24 protein-coding genes are annotated in these 21094 nt (G+C 70.4%); 13 read left to right on the plus strand and 11 right to left on the minus strand.

What is annotated here, in order from left to right:
• Nucleotides 1–3: 3 nt before the first annotated feature.
• Together ACZ63D_RS00620 and ACZ63D_RS00625 are read right to left on the minus strand one after the other, a co-directional pair.
• Nucleotides 4–828, minus strand: a complete 825-nt coding sequence (locus ACZ63D_RS00620) for a DUF72 domain-containing protein (RefSeq protein ID WP_465353669.1) — start codon at nucleotides 826–828, stop codon at nucleotides 4–6.
• A 76-nt stretch (nucleotides 829–904) separates the two neighbouring features.
• Nucleotides 905–1234 (minus strand): hypothetical protein, encoded by a 330-nt coding sequence (locus ACZ63D_RS00625; RefSeq protein ID WP_465352159.1) that lies wholly within the window; start codon nucleotides 1232–1234, stop codon nucleotides 905–907.
• Nucleotides 1235–1505: 271 nt separating this feature from the next.
• Here ACZ63D_RS00625 and ACZ63D_RS00630 point away from each other — a divergent pair, with 271 nt between their 5' ends.
• Genes ACZ63D_RS00630 through ACZ63D_RS00640 form a run of 3 tightly spaced genes read left to right on the plus strand, consistent with a single transcriptional unit; the run spans nucleotide 1506 to nucleotide 4968 of the window.
• On the plus strand, nucleotides 1506–2276 hold the full coding sequence (locus ACZ63D_RS00630; protein ID WP_465352160.1) for an ANTAR domain-containing protein: 771 nt from the start codon (nucleotides 1506–1508) through the stop codon (nucleotides 2274–2276).
• 36 nt (nucleotides 2277–2312) lie between these two features.
• Complete coding sequence (locus ACZ63D_RS00635; RefSeq protein WP_465352161.1) at nucleotides 2313–3383, plus strand: NAD-dependent epimerase/dehydratase family protein; 1071 nt, start codon at nucleotides 2313–2315, stop codon at nucleotides 3381–3383.
• A 4-nt stretch (nucleotides 3384–3387) separates the two neighbouring features.
• Complete coding sequence (locus ACZ63D_RS00640) at nucleotides 3388–4968, plus strand: phytoene desaturase family protein (RefSeq protein WP_465352162.1); 1581 nt, start codon at nucleotides 3388–3390, stop codon at nucleotides 4966–4968.
• On the opposite strand, the gene ACZ63D_RS00645 is transcribed toward ACZ63D_RS00640, so the two are convergent.
• On the minus strand, nucleotides 4959–5417 hold the full coding sequence (locus ACZ63D_RS00645) for an SRPBCC family protein (protein WP_465352163.1): 459 nt from the start codon (nucleotides 5415–5417) through the stop codon (nucleotides 4959–4961). The two genes, ACZ63D_RS00640 and ACZ63D_RS00645, sit on opposite strands and share 10 nt — an antisense overlap.
• Nucleotides 5418–5737: 320 nt before the next feature.
• Here ACZ63D_RS00645 and ACZ63D_RS00650 point away from each other — a divergent pair, with 320 nt between their 5' ends.
• Both ACZ63D_RS00650 and ACZ63D_RS00655 read left to right on the plus strand, forming a co-directional pair.
• Nucleotides 5738–6694, plus strand: coding sequence for an Acg family FMN-binding oxidoreductase (locus ACZ63D_RS00650; protein WP_465352164.1), 957 nt, complete (start codon nucleotides 5738–5740; stop codon nucleotides 6692–6694).
• Between the two features lie 80 nt (nucleotides 6695–6774).
• Nucleotides 6775–7830 carry a LacI family DNA-binding transcriptional regulator gene (locus ACZ63D_RS00655; RefSeq protein ID WP_465352165.1) on the plus strand — a complete coding sequence of 352 codons (1056 nt, stop codon included), beginning with the start codon at nucleotides 6775–6777 and terminating at the stop codon, nucleotides 7828–7830.
• 42 nt (nucleotides 7831–7872) lie between these two features.
• Here the strand turns inward: ACZ63D_RS00655 and ACZ63D_RS00660 are convergent, their stop codons facing one another.
• Entirely contained in the window at nucleotides 7873–8340 is a 468-nt protein-coding gene (locus ACZ63D_RS00660; RefSeq protein WP_465352166.1) for a cupin domain-containing protein, read from the minus strand.
• Between the two features lie 168 nt (nucleotides 8341–8508).
• On the opposite strand from ACZ63D_RS00660, the gene ACZ63D_RS00665 reads away from it, so the two are divergent.
• From ACZ63D_RS00665 to ACZ63D_RS00680, 4 genes are read left to right on the plus strand one after another with little or no spacing between them, the layout of a single operon-like run.
• Entirely contained in the window at nucleotides 8509–10011 is a 1503-nt protein-coding gene (locus tag ACZ63D_RS00665) for an ABC transporter substrate-binding protein (RefSeq protein WP_465352167.1), read from the plus strand.
• Entirely contained in the window at nucleotides 10008–10946 is a 939-nt protein-coding gene (locus ACZ63D_RS00670; RefSeq protein WP_465352168.1) for an ABC transporter permease, read from the plus strand. The genes ACZ63D_RS00665 and ACZ63D_RS00670 overlap by 4 nt, the downstream gene beginning before the upstream one ends.
• On the plus strand, nucleotides 10943–11776 hold the full coding sequence (locus ACZ63D_RS00675; protein WP_465352169.1) for an ABC transporter permease: 834 nt from the start codon (nucleotides 10943–10945) through the stop codon (nucleotides 11774–11776). Before ACZ63D_RS00670 ends, ACZ63D_RS00675 begins: the two co-directional genes overlap by 4 nt.
• Before the next feature lies 1 nt (nucleotide 11777).
• Entirely contained in the window at nucleotides 11778–13541 is a 1764-nt protein-coding gene (locus ACZ63D_RS00680) for a dipeptide ABC transporter ATP-binding protein (protein ID WP_465352170.1), read from the plus strand.
• On the opposite strand, the gene ACZ63D_RS00685 is transcribed toward ACZ63D_RS00680, so the two are convergent.
• The 7 genes from ACZ63D_RS00685 to ACZ63D_RS00715 all read right to left on the minus strand — a co-directional run bounded on the left by ACZ63D_RS00685 (nucleotide 13517) and on the right by ACZ63D_RS00715 (nucleotide 18806).
• Complete coding sequence (locus ACZ63D_RS00685) at nucleotides 13517–14107, minus strand: dihydrofolate reductase family protein (RefSeq protein ID WP_465353670.1); 591 nt, start codon at nucleotides 14105–14107, stop codon at nucleotides 13517–13519. The genes ACZ63D_RS00680 and ACZ63D_RS00685 overlap by 25 nt on opposite strands.
• A gap of 116 nt (nucleotides 14108–14223) precedes the next feature.
• Entirely contained in the window at nucleotides 14224–15432 is a 1209-nt protein-coding gene (locus ACZ63D_RS00690) for a hypothetical protein (RefSeq protein ID WP_465352171.1), read from the minus strand.
• Between the two features lie 39 nt (nucleotides 15433–15471).
• The gene (locus ACZ63D_RS00695) at nucleotides 15472–15951 is read right to left on the minus strand and encodes a DoxX family membrane protein (protein WP_465352172.1); all 480 of its coding nucleotides are present in this window, start codon (nucleotides 15949–15951) and stop codon (nucleotides 15472–15474) included.
• A 102-nt stretch (nucleotides 15952–16053) separates the two neighbouring features.
• A complete protein-coding gene (locus ACZ63D_RS00700) occupies nucleotides 16054–16521 on the minus strand; it encodes a DUF3291 domain-containing protein (protein WP_465352173.1) in 468 nt (155 codons plus the stop codon).
• 32 nt (nucleotides 16522–16553) lie between these two features.
• Nucleotides 16554–17198: a helix-turn-helix transcriptional regulator gene (locus ACZ63D_RS00705; RefSeq protein WP_465352174.1), complete on the minus strand. Its 645-nt coding sequence runs from the start codon at nucleotides 17196–17198 to the stop codon at nucleotides 16554–16556.
• 104 nt (nucleotides 17199–17302) lie between these two features.
• On the minus strand, nucleotides 17303–17575 hold the full coding sequence (locus ACZ63D_RS00710; RefSeq protein WP_465353671.1) for a zinc-binding dehydrogenase: 273 nt from the start codon (nucleotides 17573–17575) through the stop codon (nucleotides 17303–17305).
• Nucleotides 17550–18806, minus strand: a complete 1257-nt coding sequence (locus tag ACZ63D_RS00715; RefSeq protein WP_465352175.1) for an alpha/beta hydrolase — start codon at nucleotides 18804–18806, stop codon at nucleotides 17550–17552. Before ACZ63D_RS00715 ends, ACZ63D_RS00710 begins: the two co-directional genes overlap by 26 nt.
• 104 nt (nucleotides 18807–18910) lie before the next feature.
• Between ACZ63D_RS00715 and ACZ63D_RS00720 the strand changes: the two genes are divergently transcribed.
• The 4 genes from ACZ63D_RS00720 to ACZ63D_RS00735 are packed head-to-tail and all read left to right on the plus strand — an operon-like array spanning nucleotide 18911 to nucleotide 21091.
• Complete coding sequence (locus ACZ63D_RS00720; RefSeq protein WP_465352176.1) at nucleotides 18911–19348, plus strand: MarR family winged helix-turn-helix transcriptional regulator; 438 nt, start codon at nucleotides 18911–18913, stop codon at nucleotides 19346–19348.
• 42 nt (nucleotides 19349–19390) lie between these two features.
• Entirely contained in the window at nucleotides 19391–20047 is a 657-nt protein-coding gene (locus ACZ63D_RS00725) for a TetR/AcrR family transcriptional regulator (protein ID WP_465352177.1), read from the plus strand.
• Between the two features lie 7 nt (nucleotides 20048–20054).
• Entirely contained in the window at nucleotides 20055–20570 is a 516-nt protein-coding gene (locus ACZ63D_RS00730) for a pyridoxamine 5'-phosphate oxidase family protein (RefSeq protein WP_465352178.1), read from the plus strand.
• A 26-nt stretch (nucleotides 20571–20596) separates the two neighbouring features.
• Nucleotides 20597–21091, plus strand: coding sequence for a nitroreductase family deazaflavin-dependent oxidoreductase (locus ACZ63D_RS00735; protein ID WP_465352179.1), 495 nt, complete (start codon nucleotides 20597–20599; stop codon nucleotides 21089–21091).
• The last annotated feature ends 3 nt before the right edge of the window (nucleotides 21092–21094 follow it).

Raw genomic sequence — 21094 nt, forward strand, 5'->3', positions numbered from 1 at the left:
ACCTCAGAACAGCGTCGCGGGCTCGACCGGCTCCGGCTCCGGCAAGGCGGCCAAGCCGGGCACCAGCGCACGCACGTCTTCGTGGAACCGGCGGGCGAGAGCGGGTGCTTCGTCGTTGTCGGGAGTGTGCACGAAAACCGTCGGCGTACGGCCTTCCCGCACCCAGCCCGCGACCACCTCGGTCCACGGCTGCCAGCCCGCGGCGGTTTCCTCCGCCGAGTCCCGGCCCAGGTAGCGGACGACCGGCCGGTCGGTCAGCGCCCGCGTCCGGCGCGGCAGCCGAGGTTTCTTGGCCCAGGCGTCCTGCTCGGCTTCGCTGGCCGGCGGGCGCTGGAAGAAGACTGTGGTGTCGAACGGCACCCACTCGGCCTCCGCGGTCGCGAGCGTCCCCTCCAGCAGCGACGTCGCGCTGGAGTCGGTGAAGAACTCGGGATGCCGCACCTCCACCGCGCGCTGGCGGTTCGCGGGCAGGCGACGCAGGAAGCGACCGAGGACGTCGACGTCCGAAGGGCCGAATGACGCGGGCATCTGGGTCCACAGCACGGCCCGCTCGCCGAGGGGTTCGATCGCGTCCAGAAAGGCCCGCATCTCGGTCTCGACCCCGGCGAACCGGCGCTCGTGCGTCACGGTCTTGGGCACTTTGACCACGAACCGGAAGTCGGGGCCGGTCTGCTGCGCCCACGTCTCGACGGTGCTGCGGGCGGGAGTCGCGTAGAAGGTGGTGTTGCCCTCGACCGCGTTGCACCAGCCGGAGTAGGCGCGCAGGCGCTCCTTCGCCGGCAGCGACTGCGGCAGGAACCGCCCCGGCCACGCCTTGTGCGTCCACATCGCGCACCCGACATGAAGACGTGCCACTTCTCGTCCGCTCCCCTCGCTCGCAAGGGAAAGTACTACCCCGGCGCGGTCATCCGTGGGTCCGGGGCCGTCGATCGCCGTACTGCTGCCGCCGGGCGGGCCCCCGGCGGCGGAGCAGATGCGCGGGCACGTAGTGGCTGACCGGCCGCGACCACTGGTCGTCGGCGGTGACGAGCTGGTAGGTCACCCAGCCGAGCAGCCCGCCGTCCTCGCGGCGCGCCCATTCGAACAGGAGCCCGGGGTGCTCGGTCTCGATCCGCAGCCCGGCGCGGTCGCGCGGCGCGAGGATCTCGGTGCCCAGCACGAGCAGCTTGCGCACACCCACCCACACCGGAATCGGCGGATCCACTTTCCGCACGGTCGACGGCCACTCGGTCACCTCAAGCTCACCTGCTCGCGTCCAGTTCCGGGCCGTCCCGGTTCCCGGCGGCCCAGGACGGGAGTCGAACATGTGTTCGCATCGGGTGTCAAATTGGACTGGACAGCACGTGACCGGGGTCTCGAGGCTCCGTCCACGTGTGCGCGGCGGGTCCGCGGGTACCCGGGGAAGCCGAGGTTCTTCGCGCGATCCGGCCGAGACGGTTCGCCGCCTCGGCAATGCACGATTTCGCGCGAACGACGCCAAAAGCGGTTCGCGCCGGGAGAGATTGATGACTCATCACGCCGCCGGCCAGCGATGGCCGGTCGCTCTCGACGACGTGACCAGCGCGCTGGAGGCGCTGACCGCGGTGCTGAGCACCGAGGACGATTTCCGCCTTTTGCTGCACCAAGTCTGCCGGCAGGTCGCGGCCGCGGTGCCGGCCGTGGACGAGGCGACGGTCACCCTTCTGCGGGACGGCCGGGCGACCACCGCCGCCACGACCAGCGAAGCCGCCGCGGAGCTCGACCGCGACCAGTACTCCGCCGGGGACGGACCGTGCGTCCAGGCGGCCCGCGACGGAAAGCTCACGCGGGTGGCGATCTCCGAAGCCGCCGAGCGGTGGCCGAAGTTCGCCCGGGACTCCGACGCCGCCGGGTTCGGCAGCTTCCTCTCCGCCCCGCTGTTCGTCGGTGACGAGCAGACCGGCGCGGTCAATTGCTACAGCGCGCACGGGCACGGCTTCGCCGATCTGGACGAGAAACTGCTCGACTTGTTCACCAGCGCCGCCACCGCCGCCCTGCGCGTGCACGCCCGCTACGCCTGCGCCCGCCAGAAGGTCGAGCATCTGGAAACCGCGCTGCGCACCCGGGCGGCCATCGACCAGGCCAAGGGCATCTTGATGGCGCTGCGGCAGATCGACGCCGACGCCGCGTTCGAGGTGCTGGTCAAGCAGTCGCAACGGGAAAACGCCAAGCTCCGCGACGTCGCCGCCCGCTTCGTGGCGTACGCGACCGGTGCCGCCACCGAATCCGGCGGAGTCGCGCAGACCAACCCGGGCTGAACGTTTCCGCCGGTGCGGAGCGGGTAAACGGGCCGCATGCGGATCGTGATCACAGGCGCCAGCGGCAACGTCGGCACCGCGCTGCTGCGCGCCCTCGAAACCGGCCACGAAATCGTCGGCATCGCCCGCCGGGTGCCGGATCGCGCCGCTGAGCCGTACTCGCGCGCGGAATGGCATTCGACGGACATCGGCGCGCCCGGAGCCGACGAGCTGCTGACCGGAATTTTCAGCGGCGCGGACGCCGTCGTGCATCTCGCCTGGGCGATCTCCCCCGCGTGGAGCGACCCGCCGATGGCGCGCACCAACGAAGGCGGCACCGCGAACGTGCTGAAAGCCGTCGGCGACGCGGGCGTCCGGCAGCTGGTGTGCGCGTCCTCGGCGGCGGCCTACGCACCGGAACCGCACGACGCGAAAGTCTCCGAGGACTGGCCGTGCCGCGGGATCGCCGCCAGCGCCTACAGCCGCGGCAAAGCGGACCTGGAAGACGCGCTGGACTTGTTCACGGCCGCGCACCCGGACGTCGCCGTCGCTCGGATGCGCCCCTGCGCGATCCTGCAGCGGCGGGCGGCCGGGGAGTTCACCCGATGGCTGCTCCCACCGGCTCTGCCGCCGCGACTGATCGGCGGCCGGTTCTCCCCGGTGCCGCTGTGGCAGGGGTTGCGGCTGCAGGCCGTGCACACCGACGACGTCGCCGAAGCGTTCCGACTCGCACTCGCCCAGCGCGCGGTCGGCCCCTTCAACCTCGCCGCCGAGGACGTGCTCGACGCGTCGGCGTTCGCGCACGCGGTGGGCGGCACCCGCGTCGCGGTGCCGAAGCCGGTCGCGCGGACGGTCGCTCGCGCGGCATGGCTGGCCGGGCTGCAGCCGCTGCACCCGGGCTGGCTCGAACTGGCCGACCAAGCCGCGCTGGTCGACACGTCGCGGGCGCGGCTCGTGCTCGGCTGGACGCCGCGGCACAGCGCGGCCGAAGCCGTTCAGGACCTGGTCGCCGGGATGCGCCGGAAGGCCGGTGCGCCATCGGCCCCGCTCGCCTCGTCGCGGCCCGGCCCGCTCGATCGCGTGCGGGCGCTGGGCCGGGGCCGCCCGACCCGCCAGTCGCAGGCCTGAGCCCGTGCACACCGCCGACGCGATCGTCATCGGAGCCGGGCACAACGGCCTCGTCGCGGCGAACCTCCTCGCCGACGCGGGCTGGGACGTCGTCGTGCTGGAAGACCAGCCCGAGCCGGGCGGGGCCTTGCGCACCGAGGAGATCACCGCACCCGGCTTCCGGTCCGACTTGTGCGCCGCTTTCTTCCCGCTCGGCGCGGCTTCCCCGGTGCTGCGCGGCCTCGATCTGACCGAGCACGGCCTGCGCTGGCTCCACGCGCCGGACCCGCTCGCGCACGTCTTCCCGGACGACCGCTGCGCCGTCCTTTCCCGCGATCTCGACCGCACCGCGGAATCAGTCGCGCGGTTCGCTCCCGCGGACGCCCGGTCCTGGCGGGAGCTTTTCGCGCAATGGCAAGGGTTCCGCGAGGAATTCCTGGACGCTCTCTTCACCCCGTTCCCCCCGGTGCGAGCCGGTGCCCGGTTCGTGCGCCGCACCGGAACCGCCGAGCTGCTGCGGCTCGCGCGGATGCTCACGCTGCCCGCCCGCCGGTTCGCGCGCGAACGTTTCGACGGCGAAGGCGCCCGGCTGCTGCTGTCCGGAAACGCGGCGCACAGCGACCTTTCCGTCGACAACGCCGGTAGCGCGGTCTTCGGCTGGTTGCTGGGGATGCTGGCCCAAGACATCGGATTCCCCGTGCCCGAAGGCGGCGCGAGCGCACTAGCGGCCGCGTTGGCTCGCCGGCTGCGCGCGAAGGGCGGATCTGTCCACTGTGGAGTACGGGTGACCGAAGTGCTGGTGGCGCGCGGCAAGGCAGTCGGCGTGCGCTGCGCGGACGGCGAGCCGATCCGGGCCCGCAAGGCCGTGCTGGCCGACGTCACCGCGGAGGCGTTGTACGGCAACCTCGTCGCGCCGGAATGGCTGCCGTCGCGGTTGCTGGCGGATCTCCAGGTGTTCGAATGGGACAGTGCGACGGTGAAGCTCGATTGGGCGCTGTCCGCGCCGATCCCGTGGACCGCGGAGGACGCGCGCGGAGCGGGCACTATCCACTTAGGCTGCGACGAGGACGAACTGTCCGCTTTCGGCGCGGACTTGGCTCGCGGCCACGTGCCCGAGCGCCCGTTTCTGTTGCTGGGCCAGATGACGACCGCGGATGCGACGCGCTCCCCCGCCGGTACGGAGTCTGTATGGGCGTACACGCACCTTCCGCGGGGCAGCGACCGGGACACGGTGCAGCGGCAGGCCGAACGCATCGAGGCGGCGGTGGAGCGCAACGCGCCCGGGTTCCGGGACCTGATCCTGGCCCGCCGCGTGCAGGGCCCGGCAGAGCTGGCCGACCACGACGTGAACCTCGTCGGCGGCGCGGTCAACGGCGGCACGACGGCGATCCACCAGCAGCTGTTCTTCCGCCCGGTGCCGGGCCTCGGCCGCGCCGACACCCCGGTGGACCGGCTGTACCTCGCCGGCGCCGCGGCGCACCCCGGCGGCGCGGTCCACGGCGGGCCGGGCGCGAACGCCGCCCGCGCCGCCCTGGCCCGGGACCACCTGCTCGGCCCGGGATACGCCGCCGTGATCCGCGCCGCGAACCGGGCCGTCTACGGCTGAGTCCCCCTCCCCCGCCATCTCCCGAGCGCCAGCGCCGACAACCGCGCGAGCGACTCCCGGTTGCGCGGGCCGAGTATCAGCGCTTGCAGGCTTTCCGGCAGCAAGCCGCCCACCCCGCTGGTCACCCATTCGGCCATCCGGACGGTGGTCTCGCCCGCCCCGTCCGGGGTCAGCGAAAGCTCGATCTTCGCTGTGCCGAGCGCGCCGCCGCGGGCCTCCAGCTCCAGGGAAACCCCGGGTTCGACGGCCAGCACCGAAGTCGTGTCCTCCAGCTGCAGCGGCCAGCCACCGACGCTGTGGTGGATGCGTGCGCCGACCTGCGGCCAGCTCGCGTCGACATCGCGGATGTGGCAGCTGCCCACGACCCAGCCGGAGTACGACCAGCCGTCCGCCAGGACCTCGAACACCGCTTCCGGCGGCACTGGCACCGTCCGGCTCACTTCGACCATGTGTCTCCTCCTCGCCTCCCCGCCGGAATTCCCCCGGGCGGCGCGGGCAAACTCCGAGCCGGCCGCGATCGCCGGGGCGGCGCGGCCCGCGCACGGTCCGGCGGCTGCGCGAACCGGCCGAATCCGCTGCGGCGGCCAGCGGATCGAGCCGCGGACGCCCGGCGTCCCGAATGCGCCGCACCGCGAGTTTTGCCGGGACCCAGGTCACGAATCGCTCCGAATTGATGAACCTTGGCCTCTATCGCGGCCCGCCCGGAAGGCGCACCATGGACCCCGGCACCGACCGGACGCACTCCCCCCAACCCGAGCGGGAAGCAACAATGCTGAATTCACTGCCGAATTCGCGGGTTCCCAGCCCCGCCGCCGTCGAGGCAGCGGTCGCCGCCGCGCTCTTCGCTCCGGGCACGTCCGACGCCCCGTTCTGGCACTGGCGCGTCGGCTACCGCACCCTGCACCTCTACGCGGACCCAGCCCGGTGGCGCGCCGCCGACGACCCCGCCGGACGCTGGCAAACGCTCTGCAGCGGCGCGGCCCTGCACCATCTCCGCGTCGCCCTCGCCGGTCTCGGCTGGACCTGCGACGTCGACCGCTTGCCCTCCCCGGCCGAGCCGGGCCATCTTGCCGTCGTGACGCCGCAGCCGGGTGAACCGAGCCGCGCGGACACCGCACTGGCGACGTCCATCGCCCGCCGCCGGGAGGACCTGCGGCCGTGCGGCGGACGGCCGGTGTCCTCCGACTGCCTCGACCGGCTCGCCCAAGCCGCCGCCCGCGAAGGCGCGGTGCTGCATCCGGTGGAGGACCGCGCGGTCCGCGGCTACCTCATGACCGCGCTCGGCGAAGCCGCCCGGATTCCGGCCCAGCTGCGCCGCGAAGAGGTGCCTGCCCGAAGCTCGTCCCCCGCTCGGCAGGGTGTTCTCGTCCGTGCTGCCGCGGGCAGGCTGCCGCTCGCGCCGGAATCTCGGCGGGACAGCGCGTCGCTGGTGGTGCTCAGCACGCCTGGCGACGATCCGCTCGCCTGGCTGCACGCGGGAGAGGCACTGAGTTCGGTGTTGCTGACCGCCACCGTCCACGGACTTTCGTCCGGCCGGTTGAGCCGGGCCAGCCGGCGGCTGCGCGACACCCTCTCCGAACGCGTCACGTTCGGCCACGCGCCCCAAGCGGTGTTGTGGGTGGGACGGCCGCCGGTCGGCGTGAAGCGGCTCCAGCTGGCGAGGTCGCGGGCCACCGTCGACGACGTGCTCGAACCGCTCCAGGCTCCGCCGCGATACGGCGGCTGAGCGGCCGCTCCGGCTCGCCGGGGAGGCGGTCGGCTTCCCACTGTGCCGAATGGACGCCCTCCGTGCTTTAGAGTGGCGGCGTGGCAGCGGAAACCGGCGAATTCCCCCGCGCCGGGCGCTCGGGGCGCCGGCCGGTCCTTTCCGATGTCGCGCGCCTCGCCGGGACCTCCACCGCAGTGGTCAGCTACGTCCTCAACGACGGCCCTCGCCCGGTGGCGGAAAAAACACGGCGCAAGGTCGAGGACGCCATCCGGATGCTCGGCTACCGGCGCAACCCGCTCGCCGGGGCGTTGAGCGGCGGCCGGTCCAATTTGGTCGGGCTGCTGGTGCCGGACACCGCGAACGCCTTCTTCGGCGAGATGTCGCGGTGCCTGGAGGCGGAAGGGCGCAGCCGGGGATTGCTCACGCTGCTCGGCAACACCGATTACCGGCCGGGGCTCGCCGACGAATACGGCGAGGCGTTCTCCGAACTGCGGCCGCGCGGGATTTTCGTGACCACCGGCGAAAAGCCCCGGCTGTCGGCGGAAACGCCGTGCGTCTTCCTGCAATGGGCGGCGCCGGACGACTCGCCCAGCGTGGTGTTCAACGACTTCGCCGGCGCGCGGCTCGTGACGGAACATCTGCTCGGGCACGGGTACGAAGACATCTTGTGCGTGGCAGGCGAAATCGCGGTAGGACCGGCCGAAGGCCGGGAAGGGGGCTGGCGCCGCGCGATGGCGGACGCCGGTCTTTCCACTGAGGGCAGGCTGGTCCGGACGTCCTTCGACAAGGTCGAGGCGGGCCGCGCGGTGCGCGAGGTGCTGACGAGCGGCCGCCGGATCCGGGCGGTCTACGCGACCACCGACGAGCAGGCCGTGGTGACCATCCGCATCGCGCACAGCCTGGGCCTGCGCGTGCCGGAAGACCTCGCGGTCGTGGGCTTCGACGGAACCAGGGAAGCCCGGCTCGGCGACGTCCCGCTCACCACGGTCCGCGTCCCGCTGGAGGAATTCGCGGTCCGGGCCTTCGACGCGCTGGACGGCCGGGGCGATTCCTCGGCGGTGCTGGACGGGACGCTCAGCCTCGGGGTGACCTGCGGCTGCGAACCCGGCGCCGCGGCGGAGACCGCACACGCCGGAGCAGTCGTCAGCGGATGACCGCCCCGCCGCGCCGAGACGGCCGCGCGACGGGGCGGCCCGCTACCGCGCGAGAGTGTTGTGCTCGTCCGACGCGTACTCGGAATTCAGCGACAAAGCACTGAACCGGAACGGCCGCTCCACCCGGGTGAAGCCGAGCGGGCAATGCCGCGTGCCGGCGGGCAAGTAGACCGAACCGCTGGTCGTGATGACGTGCCGGACGCCCTCGATGTCGAGGTAGATCTCCGCGCCGAGGTCGTCCGGGTCCGCCGGGTCGTTGCCGTGCCAGATCAGGACCTCGTCGTAGTCGTGCTGGTGCTCCTTCACCCACTGCACCGGAGTGTCGCATTCGCTGATCCACGTGTAGGTGAGGTGGATCTTGCTCTCCGGGACCTCCTTCGCGCGCATGAGGGCGAGCGACTCGCCGACGTTGGGCGGTTCGACGACGCCCGCCGCGGCTCCCTCGTTGACGAGGTCGTCGAGACAGTTGGGCATTTTCCTCACGAACAGGCGCTCGTACGGACTGGTCATGCGGCCACTTCCTCCTCTGCTCCCGGACGGGTCGAGCCGGCTGCGGACTTACTCTAAACGATTAGCTTCTCCACTTGTAGACTCTTCCCTCACGGGAAATCTGGCCTTACCCTGTGGCGACGCTTGGCATCTAATGGCTTAGATTCTTGGCTTCCCGGGAGGTTCCCCGTGTCGCGCAGACCCCGCTGCCTGCCCGCCCTCCTGCTCGCCGCGGCGCTGCTCGCGGCCTGCGGCCCTCCGGACGACGCGGCCGCGGGCGGAGCCGGCACGCTCCGCATCTCCGTTTCCGCCGACGCGGGCGAAAGCCTCAACCCCTACGTGGGCAGCCAAAGCCCGATCCAGGAACTGCGCACCTCCCTGCTCTTCGAAGGGCTCACCGCGCTGGACCCTCAGGGCAGGGCCGAATGGCGGCTCGCGACCGGCATGACGCCGAACGCGGACCGGACACAGTGGACGATCACGCTGCGCCCCGGCGTGAAGTTCACCGACGGCACCGAATTCACCTCCGCCGACGTCGTGTCCAGCATCAAGTACCTGCGAGATCCCGCGCACGCCGCACAAGGACTGTCCCTGATCCAGATGATCGACCCCGGCGCCGTCCAGGCGGTGGACAAGCTCACCGTCCGGATAGGACTGACCGGACCGTTCAGCCCGTTCAAGGAGATCTGGGCGAGCGTGCTGCTGCCGATGACCAAAACGGGCTCCGCTCCGGCGAAGCCGATCGGCACCGGGCCGTTCGCGGTCGCCTCGTTCGCGCCGGGCCGCGAGTCCACCGTGGAGCGGTTCGGCGGTTATTGGGGCCGGAAGCCGAAACTCGCCGCCGTCAAGCTGATCGAGTACCAGAGCCAGCAGGCGCAGGCGAACGCGTTGCTGTCCGGCCGGGTCGACATCGCGTCGAACACGACGCCGACGATCGCGAAAACGCTCGTCGGCCGGGAGGGGATCCAATTGCTGGACAGCAAAGGGAATTTCAGCCTGCGGATCGGCCTGAACACGGCCGTCCCGCCGTTCCGCGACGTCCGGGCGCGGCAAGCCTTGCGGCTCCTGGTCGATCGGCAGCAGATCGTGTCCAATGTGTTCAGCGGCTACGCCCGGATCGCGAACGACTACGAAACCACCGCACCACCGTGCGTCGCACCGGGCATTCCCCAGCGGACACCGGACGTCGCGGCGGCGAAACGGCTGCTGGCCGAGGCCGGGCAGAGCGATCTGGCGTTCGAGATCACCACCGACGGTCTCCTGCCCGGCATGTCGGAACTGGCGCAGGTCTTCGCGCAGAACGCCGCGGAAGCCGGGGTCAAGGTGAGCGTCAACGTGGTCCCGACGCCGGAACTCCTGGCGAAATGGGGAAAGTGGCCGGCTTTCGTCGACTACAACCCGGTCCCCTACCTGCCCTCCGTGCTCGGCTCGCTGCTGCCGGACCGGATCGGCAACGGAGCGAACTGGAACGACCCCGCGTTCGTGAAGCTCGCGGGCAAGCTGTTCTCCTCGCCCGAACAAGACCAGTGCCCGCTGATGAACCAGATGCACGAAATCGAGTACACGAGCGGACCGAACATCACGCCCGCGTTCTCCGACGTGCTCATGCCGCACCGGCCGGCAGTGCACGGGCTGGTGCCGGACGTGAACGGCCGCCCGCTGTCGTTCCTGACGGACGTGACCGTCGGATGACCGCCCGATGGCTCGCGCGCCGGCTCGCACTCGGAGCGCTCGTGCTGCTGGTGGTGTCGATCCTGGTTTTCCTGGTGACCCAAGCGTTGCCGGGCGACGTCGCCCGGATCGTCCTCGGCAAGGACGCCACGGCCGAGCAGGTGGCCGCCCTGCGGCATCAGCTCGGGCTCGACCAGCCGCTCGTAACGCAGTACGGCCGCTGGCTCGGCGGGCTGCTCACCGGCGATCCCGGAGTGTCGCTGCAGAACCGGGAGCCGGTTTCGGAGATCCTCGGGCCGAGGATCCTTAACTCGTTCACTCTCGGCTTCCTCTCGATGGCGCTGATCCTGCCGCTCTCGGTGGTCGCCGGGGTGCTGAGCGCCGCGCGCCGCGACAGCTTGGCGGACAAGGCGTTCGTCGCCGTCACGTCGCTCAGCATGGCGCTGCCGCCGTTCGTCGTGGGCATGTTGCTGATCGCGTTCTTCGCCACCTCGATGCTCGGGGTGCTGCCGGGGGTTTCGGACATCCCGCCCGGCGACCTGCCGTGGTGGCATCCGGCGGACCTCGTGCTGCCGGTCGCCACGCTCGCGTTCATGGGGGTGATGTACTTGGGACGACTGGTCCGCGCTTCGGTCATCGACGCGCTCGACAGCGAATACGTGCAGATGGCAGTCCTCAAAGGACTCAGCCGTCGCCGCGTCCTGTTCCGGCACGCGCTGCCCAACGCCATCGCGGCGAGCCTGCCCGCGGCCGGTCTGGTCGCGGCCGTCACGATCACCGGCGTCGTAGTGGTCGAATACGTCTACTCGTACCCCGGGCTCGGCACGGCGCTGGTCAGCGCGGTGAACTCGCACGATCTGCCGGTGGTGCAAGCGTGCGTGCTCATCCTCGCGGCCACGTACTACCTGTGCAATCTGCTCGCGGACATCCTGGCCGCGGTGGGGCGGACCCGATGAGCGTTTCGGCAGTGCGCCGCGCGGTTCGGACCGGACGCGCGCGGCTCGGCCTCGGTTTGCTCGCCGCGACAGCCTTCATCGTCGTCTTCGGCCCGCTGCTCGCCCCGTGGCCGCCGACCGCCATCGTCGCTCCGCCACTGGAAGGGCCGAGCGCGAAATTCCCGCTGGGCACGGATCTGCTCGGCCGGGACGTGCTCAGCCGCCTGCTCTCCGGCGGCGGCACCCTCGTCTGGATGACACTCCTCGCCACCGCCGTCGGCGTGGTCCTCGGAGCGCTCATCGGCTTGACCGCCGCCTACCGCGACGGGCTCGCCGACACCGTCCTCATGCGAGCGATGGACGTCGTGCTGAGCTTTCCGGAGACCATCTTCGTGCTGGTGTTCGTGGCCGCGTTCGGCCGCCATCCGCTGCTCACCGCGGCGCTCGTCGGGGTGGCGTTCGCTCCCGGCGTCTCGCGCGTGCTGCGCGGTGCCGCGCTGCCGGTGCTCGACAGCGAATACGTGTTGTGGGCCAAGGCGAACGGGCTCCCCGGACGGCAGATCGTCCTCGGCGAAGTACTGCCCGGCGTGACTTCGCCGCTGATGGTGGAGACCGGGATGCGCCTGGTGTGGGCGGTCACCGCGATCGCCTCGCTGAACTATCTCGGCTTCGGCATCACCCCGCCCGCCCCCGACTGGGGGCTCATGGTGAGCGAGAACCAGGACGGCCTTGCCGCCGCGCCGCTGCCGGTGCTAGCCCCGATCGCGCTGATCCTGATGATGGCGCTCGGCGGAAATCTCGTCGCCGAGTCCGTCGCGCGGACAGTCAGCCGCACGGAAGGAAAGAGCTGACGTGGCCAAGGAAGTCGCGGTATCGGGCGTGACCGTCGAGGCCGCCGGGAACGCCATCGTGCGGGACATCGGTTTCGAGCTCGGCCGCGGCGAGGTCCTCGGCGTGGTCGGAGAATCGGGCTCCGGCAAGAGCACGCTCGCGCTCGCCCTGCTGGGTTTCGCCCGCACCGGCGCGACGATCACCAGCGGACAGGTCGTGGTCGACGGCGTCGACCTGCTTTCCTTGCCCGCCGCGGAATTGCGCCGCGCACGAGGCCGGAAAGTCGCGTACGTGCCCCAGGATCCGGCGACCGCGCTCAACCCGAGCCTGCGCGTCGCGACCCAGCTGACCGAGGGATTGGACCAGCCCGCGCTGCCTCGGGTACGGCAGTTGCTCGACACCGTCGGCCTGCCCAGCGACGACGCGTTCCTGCGCCGCCGCCCGCGCCAGCTTTCCGGCGGCCAGCAGCAGCGGGTCGCCATCGCGATGGCCGTCGCCGCCGGGCCGCGGCTGATCGTGCTCGACGAACCGACGACCGGACTCGACGTCGCCACCCAGTCCCGCGTGCTCGACCTCGTCCGGGAACTGTGCCGGACCCGCGACCTGGCGGCGATTTACGTCTCGCACGATCTCGCGGTGGTCGCCGACGTCGCCGACCAGGTGATGGTCATGTACGGCGGCGAGGTCGTCGAACACGGTGCCGCGCGCGAGGTCCTCACCCGCGCCGCGCATCCCTACACCCGTGCCCTGCTGTCAGCCGTTCCGTCCGGGACCCACCGGCACCGCCTAGTCCCCATCCGCGGCCGAGCGCCCAGCATCGACGATGCCCGAGCCGGATGCGCCTTCGCCCCACGCTGCGACTACGCCACAACTTCCTGCGGCACAACACAACCGCCCCTACTACGCGGACCTACCGGCACCCTCGCACGATGCATTCACGCGGAAGAAGTCGCTCGTACTGCCCGCGCCGTGCCACGCGCGCCAGAGCCAACCGTTCCTCCCGCCGACCAGCCCGCCCTGCTGTCCGTCTCCGGCCTGAACGCCAGCTACCACGGACGACAGGTCGTCTTCGACGTCTCCTTCGACCTGCGACCAGGCCAATGCCTCGCCGTCGTCGGCGAATCAGGCAGCGGCAAAACCACCATGTCGCGGTGCCTCGCCGGGCTGCACGCCGAACAGCAAGGCGCGGTCGCCTTCGCGGGCAAGCCAGTCCCGGCCGCCGCCGCCCGGCGAGACTCCCGCACCCGGCGTGAACTGCAGTACGTCTTCCAGAATCCCTATGGCTCGCTCAGTCCACATCGGACTGTCGAGGACGGGCTTCTGGTCGCCCTGCGCCATTACTTCGGCGTGAACACCCGCGAAGGCCGTCGCCGGGCCCGGGCCGCGCTAGACCGCGTCGAAATCCCCGCCCGGCTGGCCGACCGCTACCCGGCGGAACTGTCCGGCGGACAACGTCAACGAGTCGCGATCGCCCGGGCCTTGGTGTGCGAGCCGAAACTGATCATCTGCGACGAGGTTACGTCCGCGTTGGACGTTTCGGTGCAAGCGTCCGTCGTGGAACTGTTGCGCTCCTTGATGACCGACGGCCCGTCCATGATCTTCGTGACGCACAACCTCGCGGTGGTGCGCAGCATTTCGGACGAGGTCGTCGTGCTCAGCGAAGGCCGCGTAGTCGAATCGGGACGGACTGAGCGAGTGCTCGCCTCGCCGTCGCATCCGTACACGAGGAGCCTGCTCGCCGCGACGCTGACGGTGCCAGATCAGCTCGGGCCGACGCGGCGATAACGGATGTGCGTGGCCAGCGGCGAATGCAGCACCTCGACCGGCTCGAAGCCGAACGATTCCACCCCGTCGAACATCCGCTCGCCCGAGCCGAGCAGGACCGGTGCGATGTCGAGCGTGAACTCGTCGATCACCCCGGCGTTCAGCGCCTGCCGGACCGTGGATGCCCCGCCAGCGATGTCGACGCCCTTGTCTCCGGCGGCCTCGCAGGCCGCCGCGTAGGCAGCGTCGAAGCCATCAGTGACGAAGTAGAACGTCGTCCCGCCCTCCATCTCGATCGGCTCGTGCGCGTGATGAGTCAACACGAAAACCGGAGCGTGATACGGCGGTTCGGCACCCCACCACCCGGACCAGTCCTCGTCCCACTCGCCGCGGATCGGCCCGAACATGTTCCGCCCCATCACATACGCGCCGCGGGGCCGCATGAGCCACCCGCTCGCGGTCTTGTCCGCCTCGGTGGCCCGGGGGTCGCCGATGTGCCAGCCGTGCAGCTCGATCCCCCGCTTCCCGAGCGGATCCTCCCGGCTCTGCGCGGGCCCGGCGACGAACCCGTCCAGCGACATCGACATGTGACAGGTGGTGTCCGGCACGGCGGACCTCCCGAGTGATTGCGGTCTGCAAGCGGTTGCGGGGAACATAGCATTCGGGAGCCGCGAGCGCTACGCGTTGGCCGGGATCCGGCGGCTCAGCCCCGGAACGTGGTCGTGCGATGCCACGCGAAGTACGGCTCGGAGGCCTCGCGATGCGCCCCGCAACGACGACCGGCCAGGTGCTGCATGCGCAATTTCAGGCTTCCGGCGGGAAGTTTGCCCAGCTCGACAGTCCGGATGCGGCCGGTTTCGTCGACGGCGACCCAGCCCGCCTCGTAGAGGACGTCGCAGCCGAAACTGCAGGCGAGCATGGCGATGTCGCGGAGGTTCCGACGTTCGTCGTCAGAGCAGGCTGCCCGCTTCTTCACGTGCGCGGCGACCAGGAACTCCACCGGGAACTCGTCGCCGCACAACGCACACGGCGCGGTGGCTCGGTCCCCTGCGAGCAATCGCCGGAGCTTGCGCTGTTCGGTCCGGACCTTCACCTGCGCCCGCACGTCCAGCTCGCCGAAGTGAACGTCGGTCGCGTCGGGTTCGGCGGCAGAGCTGTCCCACGTCACCGTCGCCGAGGAGTCATCGGTGGCGGCATGCGGCAGTGCAGCCAGCACGGCCCCGACGAACTCGCTTCGAGGATCGTGTTCCTCGACTGAGACCTGGAACTTTCCTCGCGCGGCGAGCACGTCCAACCCCTGCTGGACCTCTCCGAGGGGTACCGGCTGTCCTTCCGGCGACCGGTCGGTGCCCACCAGCACCCATCCGTCCTCGACCTTGAGGATCCGGTTCTCCTTGCCGGCGACCGTCCGGATCGTCTCGCCGGTAAGACCGCGGAGCAGGTCGGCCGCCTGCACCTCTGCGGGTGCGGCGAGATCCGCCTCGAGCCGCGCCGCATCATCGGGACCGTAGCCCGGGACCTCCAGCCGCAGCTCGATCCGCTTCTGGTTGTTGCCTTCCTTGGCCGCGCCGTCTTTCAGGCCGACCTTCCCCTGCGCCCGGGTGATCCGCCGCCGCACCTGGCCGATGTCCGGCTCGTCGGCCAAGCGGATCGGGACCGGGACAATGGTGCGCTTCGCCTCGGACAGACGGGCGGTCCGCGACGACGCCACTACGCCGGACACCACGACCGCCTGCCGGTCCCGAAGGCGGCGGAGCAACAGTTCCAAGGCCGGAATGTACTGGTAGTTGCGCGGACGCGGCCCGGCTCCCTTGCCGCCCGCACTCTCCATGACCAGACTCAACCGCGTGCCGTCGGAAACCACGGAGAATTCCGCGCTCAGCTTGTCGCCGTTGTCCTCGCTTGCCAACACGAGATCAGCTTTCCAGACCGGGCCCGCGGCCGTCGACGATCAGAACAGCGACCCCACCCCGACCGCCGCGCACACCGACAGGAAGAGCCCGCCCACCCCGAACCCCAGCGGTTTCTGCCGCCACGCCGTGTGCCGGTCCAAGGCGTACCAGCCCGGCCCGGTCAACAGCAGCGCCAGGGCTATCGCGGCGAGCGTCAGTTCCAGTTCGAAGCCCGGTCCGGCAGTCCCGAACAAGCCGCCCGCCCATTTCACCCGGACCGCGCTGATCGCCACGCCCAGCAGTCCGGCCGCGGCCAGCGGGGTGAGCAGGCCCAGCGCCAGCAGGACGGCGCCGCCGACCTCGGTGATGCCGGTCAGCCAGGTCAGGAATTCGATGTTGTGGCTGAACCCGTAGCCCCGCAGCAGGGTCTCGAAGTGCGCCATGCCTTCGCCCCCGAACAGGCCGAAGACCTGGGTGAGCCCGTGCGCCCCCATCGCGACCGCCAGCATCAGCCGCAGCACCAGCAGACCGAAGTCCAAGCCGCCATTCTCATCCGACCAACGGGACATGTTCGCCACGCCGACACCCTAGCCATCCGGCGGATCACCCCCAGCGACCCACCGGACGTGTCGCGGAAACCGTCACGGCGCGGACGCGGCTCCCTCGGGCAGGTAGCTGTCCCGGAAGCCGAACGCGCTCGGCGAGGGACCCTGCTCCCGCAGCAGTTCCAGGCGTTCGACGGCTTCCTCGACCGTCGGGAGGTGCCCGGCGGGAACCCACCACAGCACCTGGAACGGCGCCTTCGGCAGTTCGAACCATTCCGAGCGGCGGCGCAGCATGTCCAGGTGGCCGCTGCGGTAGACGTAGTCCCACAGCGCGTCGCGGCTTTCCCAGACCGACATGTTCACCAGGACGTCGCTGCCGAGCGAAGTCCGGATCGCGGTGGCGTCGTTGCCGCCGTCCTCGACCAGACGCCACACGAAGCCGGGCGCGTTGTCGGCGACCTCGTTCAGGGTGTCGAGCATCGACGTGAAGCCGTGCATCCGGGGGTCGTCGAGGGGAAATCTCAGGATGCCCACGTTGAGCTGGGCGAGGTGATGTTCTGTCACTCCTTCACCTCACCATCGCCGGGCCTTCTATGTCAACTCTCATTATTTTTAGAAGACTCGACGACGACGCAGCACAGCCCGGGGCGCGGATCCATGCGGGCGCGCAGGCCTTCGGCACTCTCCAGCAGCCCTTCCAGCAGCGCCAGGTTCATGCCGCAGACCAGCCCCGGATGCCGCTGTGAGAGGACGTGGAAGGGGCAGTTGACGAGGCGCAGGACGTCGTCGTCCAGCCGGGGCTCGTAGCCTCGGGCGGCCAGCAGCTCCTTCGCTGCGGCGAGGTCCTCGACCGGGCAAGCGGCGGCGCGGCCCTCCCGCCGGGCGGCGGCCTGCAGTTCGGTGTCGAGGCGGGCGACCTCGGCGACCTCGGCCAGGAGGTCGGCGGCGGTGCGGTAATCGCGCGCCGGGACGGAGAATTGGCGCTCGGCACCGGAGCGGCGGTACAGCTTCGCCGGGCGTCCCGCACCCGGGCCCGAGCGTCCGCTCAGCCGTTTGCTTTCGGTCTCCAGCAGCCCCGCGTCCACGAGCTTGTCGAGATGGAAAGCGGCGAGAGTGCGCTGGATCCCGGCCCCCTCGGCCGCTTCGTTCCGGCTCACGTCGTGATCCTGGGCGACCACGTAGTCGTACAGCCGCCGCCGGACCGGATCCTGCAGGACGGCGATCACCTCGATGTCTTCCACGCCGCCAGTCTAAGAACAACGAGGATGCGCGTTAGACGAACCAGGCTAGGCTCACCGCCTCCATGAGCGCGAAATAAGTGGTGAGCTGCGGCCGGGCGGCGCTTTCAGGGAATGAGAACGGGCTTGCCGACGAGCCGTCCTGAAGCCGCTTCCTCGTGCACCGCCGGAAGATCCGCCAGCGGCTGTCGGTCGGCGACGGTGATCCGCAATGTTCCCGCATCGACTCGCGAAACCAGTTCGGCCAGTTGCCTGGCATTGCTGACGACGAACACGCGAGCGGTGCGAATCCCGCGTCCCGGGTTGTCCGGCGCGGCTCGAGCGCTGAACCTTCGGCGCTCGAACCGCGCGGCCTCACTTCCGGGCTTCCGCCAGACCAGCCGGAACCGCGTCCAGCCACCAGCGCGGGTCGGCCGTTCCGTCCGTGGTCCGGCCGTCGCGGTGGACGAAGAACCGCTCGTCCCGGCCCGGCGTGTCGAACTCCCCGTCCAGGCCGCGCGTCAGCCACTCCGCGCCGAACGCGAACACTTCCGCGGCCGTTCCGCCCAGCGGGTGGAATTCGTCCTCGTAGACGCGCATTTCCTTGGGAGCACGGATCTTTTCGTAGGTTTCCAGCGCGCTTTCCACCGGGGTCAGCTCGTCGAATTCGCCGATCCCCAGCAGCACCGGGCAGCCGATGCCGGCCACGAGGTCGCCGAGCGGCATCTTTTCCTTGAGGTCGCGGTCGAACGCGGCCTCGTCGGTGTAGCCCGCCATGTACATGTAGTTGTTCTTGAAACTCGGCTGCGCGCGCTCGAAAATCGTCTCGAAATCGCCCGCCACCGCTTCGAAGGCGGCCACCGCGCGCAAGCGGGTTCCCGGCGTCGCCGCGGCACGCAAGGCCCAGTATCCGCTCATGCTGATGCCGAACATGCCAATCCGGCTTTCGTCCACTTCGGACAGACCGGCGAGGTAGGCGGCGTAAGTTTCGAGAGCCCGCTCGTAGTTGTCCAGCGTCACGGTCAGCCCGCGCGCCCGGGTCTCCCCCTGGCCCGGTCCCTCGACGGACAGCGCCACGATCCCGCGCGAGGTGTAGTAGCGCTCGGCCGCGAAGATGTAGTCCTCCTTGATCATGTCCATGCCGGGACCGAGAATCACCGCCGGGGCACCGGAAACCGGCCGTGCCGGCAGGTGCAGGAGAGCGAAGATCTTGCCGCCCTCGAAGTCCAGTTCGACCCGGCGCACCGTGTTTCCCCGAAGCTCGCCCAGCCGCGCCACGCACGAATCGCAGCGCTCGCGGAACTTCGCCTTGCGGCCGTCGCTCGAATCGAAGATCGAGTACTGCGCGCGGCCGTACATCACCGCCGCCCGCAGATACAGGTCCGACGCCGTCCGCCGATAGCCCAGCCGCTCGTGGTGCGCGGCCCGCTGCTCCGCCTGCCCCGCGACGACGGCCCACGCCTTCGGCAGCATCGCCCCGGCGCGGACCATCGCGAACACCTTGTCGAAGTCGGCGTGGTCGTGCCCGAGCTGTTCGAGCGTGCCCTTGCCTTCCGGATGCAGCGCGTCGAAACCGCCCTGGGCCAGCGCGATGTCCAAGGCCCAGCTCTGCCCGGCCGAACGTGTCGTCATGTCCGCCTCCTCAGTTGACTAAGTACTTAGCCAATCTGGCACGGCTAGACTCCGCGCGGCAAGGAATGCGGCCAGGGCCACAGCAGCACAGGAGCACAGAACCGATGGGCGACGAGGCGATCACCCGGCTGGCGCGAGCCGCTTACCGGCTCAGCGCGGCCGATTCCCGGCTGCGCGGCCGCGCGACCCGCAGTGCCGAAGCCCTTTCGCTCGCGCACGCCCGCGCGCTCAAGAGCCTGGCCGAACACGGGCCGATGACTGTCAACCAGCTCGCCGGACATGTCGAGACGACCGGCGCAGCGGTCACCCAGCTGGTCAACGGCCTGGCTGGCGCGGGTTACGTCACGCGCGAACGAGCGGCCTCCGGAGACCGCCGCACGTCGATCGTCGCGCTAACTGACGCGGGCCTCCGACGCCACCAGGAGCGCGAGGACATTCTCGCCGCCGGATTGCGCGAACTGACCGAAGACCTCGACGACCACGCGATCGACGCCGCCGGCACGGTTCTCACCCGGCTGGCCGAACTGTACGACCGGCTCTGAGAGCTCTATCAACTGATTGAAACGGCTGATAGAGTCCGCGGCATGGGCACCGAAGCCGCGCGGGTCCCCGCCAGTCGCGGGGAGGCGACCGAGCAGCGCCTGATCGCGGCCGCTGAACGGCTCTTCGCCGAGCACGGCGTCGGGGCGGTGTCGCTGCGGACCGTCATGCAGGCGGCGCAGACAAACGTCGCGGCGATCCACTACCACTTCGGTTCCAAGGAAGGACTGCTCGACGCCGTCCTCCGCAGCCGGCTCGGCCAGGTGACCGGCGAGCGGAACGCGGTCCTGCGGGAATTCTCCGGCAAGAACGTCACCGCGCGCGAACTGGCCCGCGCGTACGTGCAGCCGGTGGTCACGGTGCTCGAATCGGGCGGCGAATGCTGGATCCGGCTGGTCGGCCGGCTGCTGGCGACCGGCGGCGACGGGCTGGACGCGATCGCCGATTCGTTCTTCGAGCGCAACGCCGCGTTCGTCGAACTGCTGGACCGGCTGAGCCCGGGCGTCCCCCGCCGGACGCTCGATTTCCGGCTGTCCCAGGCGATGACCGTGACGCTGAACGTCCTCGGCGACATCGGCCGCACCCGCCGCCTGCACGGCGCGGACGCGGCGGACTGGACCACCGGCCAGCTCGTCGACGACCTCGTCGACGTCGTGACCTCCGTGCTCGCCGGGCCGCCCGGGGCACGCCGCGGGAAGTGAGGAACCGATGGGAACCAACCAGCGAGCGCAGATCGAGATGACCCCGGACGAGGTGTCGGCCTACCTCGCCTCCCAGCGCACCGCGACGCTGGTGTCGCTCGGCCCCGATGGGCATCCGCACGCGGTCGCGATGTGGTACGCGGTCGTCGACGGCGTGCTGTGGTTCGAAACGAAAGCCAAGGCGCAGAAGGCGGTCAACCTCCGCCGCGATCCGCGCGTCACCGTGCTGATCGAGGACGGCCTCACCTACGACGTCCTGCGCGGCGTCTCGCTGGAAGGCCGGGCCGAGGTCGTCGACGATCCGGAGGCGCTCTGGACGGTCGGGGTCAACGTCTGGGAGCGTTACCACGGCGAGTACACCGACGAGGTGAAGCCGATGGTGGAATTCATGCTCCGCAAACGGGTCGCGATCCGCGTCGACGTGGAGCGGGTCCGTTCCTGGGACCACCGCAAGCTCGGGCTGGACCCGATGCCGCTCGCCGGATCGACCGCCGCGCACCTCTCGCCGCCGCCTGCCCGCTGACGCGTTCGCCCCGACAGGAGGTCACGATGGGACGTTTTTCCCTGCCCGCGCAAGCGCCGAAGGGCCTGGACTCGCCGGTGACAGCGGCGCTCATGAAGTACATGGCCAGAATCCAGGTCAAGGTCTTCACGCTGACGAACGGCCGGATCGGCCACAACTGGCGCGTCGGCGCGGGGTTCCGCAAGCCCGTGCCGACCCTGCTGCTGGACCACCGCGGCCGCAAGTCCGGGCGGCTTTTCACCACCCCGCTGCTGTACCTGCGCTCCGGCGACGACTTGGTCCTCGTCGCTTCCCAGGGCGGGCTGCCCAAACATCCGCAGTGGTACTTCAATCTGCGCGCGAATCCGGAAACCCGCGTGCATCTCAAGGGCCGCCGCGACGTGCCGGTCACCGCGCGGGTCGCGTCGGCGGACGAACGGCGCGAACTGTGGCCGCGGCTCGTCGAACTGTATGCCGACTTCGCGAAGTACCAGCAGTGGACGGATCGCGAGATTCCAGTGGTAGTGCTGACTCCGCGCTGAGCG

It is taken from the genome of Amycolatopsis sp. NPDC104775, from assembly GCF_055583325.1.

What these genes read in the sequence shown, in the direction of transcription:
- ACZ63D_RS00620 (WP_465353669.1), bottom strand. Translation starts at nt 828, where the DNA reads ATGTGGACGCACAAGGCGTGGCCGGGGCGGTTCCTGCCGCAGTCGCTG.
- ACZ63D_RS00630 (WP_465352160.1), top strand. Translation starts at nt 1,506, where the DNA reads ATGACTCATCACGCCGCCGGCCAGCGATGGCCGGTCGCTCTCGACGAC.
- ACZ63D_RS00635 (WP_465352161.1), top strand. Translation starts at nt 2,313, where the DNA reads ATGCGGATCGTGATCACAGGCGCCAGCGGCAACGTCGGCACCGCGCTG.
- ACZ63D_RS00645 (WP_465352163.1), bottom strand. Translation starts at nt 5,417, where the DNA reads ATGGTCGAAGTGAGCCGGACGGTGCCAGTGCCGCCGGAAGCGGTGTTC.
- ACZ63D_RS00650 (WP_465352164.1), top strand. Translation starts at nt 5,738, where the DNA reads ATGCTGAATTCACTGCCGAATTCGCGGGTTCCCAGCCCCGCCGCCGTC.
- ACZ63D_RS00660 (WP_465352166.1), bottom strand. Translation starts at nt 8,340, where the DNA reads ATGACCAGTCCGTACGAGCGCCTGTTCGTGAGGAAAATGCCCAACTGT.
- ACZ63D_RS00670 (WP_465352168.1), top strand. Translation starts at nt 10,008, where the DNA reads ATGACCGCCCGATGGCTCGCGCGCCGGCTCGCACTCGGAGCGCTCGTG.
- ACZ63D_RS00675 (WP_465352169.1), top strand. Translation starts at nt 10,943, where the DNA reads ATGAGCGTTTCGGCAGTGCGCCGCGCGGTTCGGACCGGACGCGCGCGG.
- ACZ63D_RS00685 (WP_465353670.1), bottom strand. Translation starts at nt 14,107, where the DNA reads ATGTCGATGTCGCTGGACGGGTTCGTCGCCGGGCCCGCGCAGAGCCGG.
- ACZ63D_RS00715 (WP_465352175.1), bottom strand. Translation starts at nt 18,806, where the DNA reads ATGACGACACGTTCGGCCGGGCAGAGCTGGGCCTTGGACATCGCGCTG.
- ACZ63D_RS00720 (WP_465352176.1), top strand. Translation starts at nt 18,911, where the DNA reads ATGGGCGACGAGGCGATCACCCGGCTGGCGCGAGCCGCTTACCGGCTC.
- ACZ63D_RS00725 (WP_465352177.1), top strand. Translation starts at nt 19,391, where the DNA reads ATGGGCACCGAAGCCGCGCGGGTCCCCGCCAGTCGCGGGGAGGCGACC.
- ACZ63D_RS00730 (WP_465352178.1), top strand. Translation starts at nt 20,055, where the DNA reads ATGGGAACCAACCAGCGAGCGCAGATCGAGATGACCCCGGACGAGGTG.
- ACZ63D_RS00735 (WP_465352179.1), top strand. Translation starts at nt 20,597, where the DNA reads ATGGGACGTTTTTCCCTGCCCGCGCAAGCGCCGAAGGGCCTGGACTCG.